The sequence below is a fragment of the Pseudomonas fluorescens genome, assembly GCF_902497745.1.
Classification (GTDB): Bacteria; Pseudomonadota; Gammaproteobacteria; order Pseudomonadales; family Pseudomonadaceae; genus Aquipseudomonas; species Aquipseudomonas fluorescens_BM.
Window position 1 is genome coordinate 1 of record NZ_CABVHJ010000060.1, and the last position, 1,870, is coordinate 1,870.

The 1,870-nt window shown below is 60.4% G+C and carries 1 protein-coding gene and 1 pseudogene; both read right to left on the reverse strand.

Features of this window, described 5'->3' with window-relative positions; translation table 11 throughout:
• A pseudogene (locus F8N44_RS31145) lies at window positions 1-277 on the reverse strand (ribulose-phosphate 3-epimerase); the annotation flags it as partial.
• Between the two features lie 114 nt (window positions 278-391).
• On the reverse strand, window positions 392-1,540 hold the full coding sequence (locus F8N44_RS31150; RefSeq protein ID WP_150651628.1) for an iron-containing alcohol dehydrogenase: 1,149 nt from the start codon (window positions 1,538-1,540) through the stop codon (window positions 392-394).
• Between the last annotated feature and the right edge of the window lie 330 nt (window positions 1,541-1,870).

A 1,870-nucleotide genomic window follows, 5' to 3' on the forward strand; every position in this document is an offset into this window, starting at 1 on the left:
GGTGGAAGGTGATGTAGGTAGCGCCGGCCTCGATGAAGTCACCAACGATGCGATCCACCGGGCTGACCATCAGGTGCGCGTCGATCGGCGCGGTAATGCCGTACTTGCGCAATGCCGCGCAGACCATCGGACCGATGGTCAGGTTAGGCACGTAGTGGTTGTCCATGACGTCGAAGTGGACGAAGTCGGCGCCAGCGGCGAGAACGTTGTCTACTTCCTCGCCGAGGCGGGCGAAGTCGGCGGAGAGAATCGACGGAGCAATTACGAAGGGCTGCATGACGCACCTTTTCTGAGCTAAATCACGATGGCGCGCATTGTATACCTCAAGTTTCCAAGCGCGCACCGTGACCGCGATGATTGGGTTGTGCCATGACGGAGGACCGGCGCTGACTCAATAAGCCGCGCGGTAGATCTTCTCGATGTCCACAGCGCTGAGTTTGCGCGGGTTGTTGCGCATCAGACGCTCGATCCCCGCCGCTTCCACGGCCATCGCCGGGATTGCGTCTTCCGGGACACCGAAACTGCGCAGGCCGGCAGGAATTTCTACCGCTGCGCACAGATCGGTCATCGCTTGCACAGCTTTGTCTGCCGCTTCGGCTGCACTCAGATGAGCGGTCTTCACCCCCATGGCTTCGGCGATATCCTGCATCCGCTCGACGCAGGCCATCTTGTTCCAGGTCATGACATACGGCAGCAGCAAGGCATTGCTGACGCCATGGGCAATGTTGAAGCGCCCGCCCAGCGGATAGGCCAGCGCATGCACCGCGCCGACCCCGGCATTGCCGAACGCCATACCGGCCATCAGGCTGGCGGTGGCCATGTCTTCGCGCGCTTGCAGGTTGGCGCCGTTGGCGTAGGCCTTGGGCAGGGCTTTGGCGATCAGCTTGATGGCGCCGAGGGCCAGCGAATCGGTGATCGGCGAGGCATTCACCGACAGGTAGGATTCGATGGCGTGCACCAAGGCGTCGACGCCACTGGCTGCGGTGACGCTGCGTGGGCAGGTCAGAGTCATCTGCGGGCTGACCAGCGCGACATCCGGTAATAGAAAGTCGCTGACGATGCCTTTCTTCAACTGCGCGACTTTGTCGGAAAGGATCGCGACGTTGGTCACTTCGGAACCGGTGCCGGCGGTGGTCGGAATGGCGATCAGCGGCGGGCCTTTGCGTGGCACCTGGTCAACACCGAACAGATCTTCCAGTGCGCCGTGGTAACCGGCATACGCAGCGACACTCTTGGCGATGTCGATGGCGCTGCCGCCACCGAGGCCGATCAAACCGTCATGCCCGCCTTCGCGGTAAACGCGCATGCAGTCTTCGACGATGGCGATTTCCGGGTCCGGCAGTACGCGGTCGAAAATTTCGTAATCGCGCCCGCCGAGTTGCACCAGCGCCAGCTCCACCGTGCCGGATTTGACCAGCGCGGCATCGGTGACAATCAGCGGATTGTCGATATCCAGGCGTGTGAGTTCGGCGGCCAGTTGTTCGATGGCGGCAGCGCCGGTGATCAGTTTATGAGCGATTTTGAACTGGGACAGACTCATCGTGCGCAGCCTCTTATAGATGTGGGAGCTGGGCACAAGATTAGCTGGGGATTTGGGGTTGTCTGCTATTCAGGTGGTGAATGACTCATCGAGCGCAAGATCAACAGCCCCTCACCCTAGCCCTCTCCCGGAGGGAGAGGGGACTGATTGGGGGATATTTGAGAATTACGCCGACGTGAAACTGCTGTACCGAATCCATAGTCGACTCGATATCTCAAGTCGGTGCACCGCGTGAGAACAACTCGGTCAGTCCCCTCTCCAACAGGGAGAAGGGACTGATTGGGGGATGCTCAAGGAGTACGCCGACCTGAAACTGCTTTGCCGAATCCA

Bases quoted from the DNA above. Each gene is read 5' to 3' on its own strand.
- F8N44_RS31150 (WP_150651628.1), bottom strand. From the start codon at position 1,540: ATGAGTCTGTCCCAGTTCAAAATCGCTCATAAACTGATCACCGGCGCT.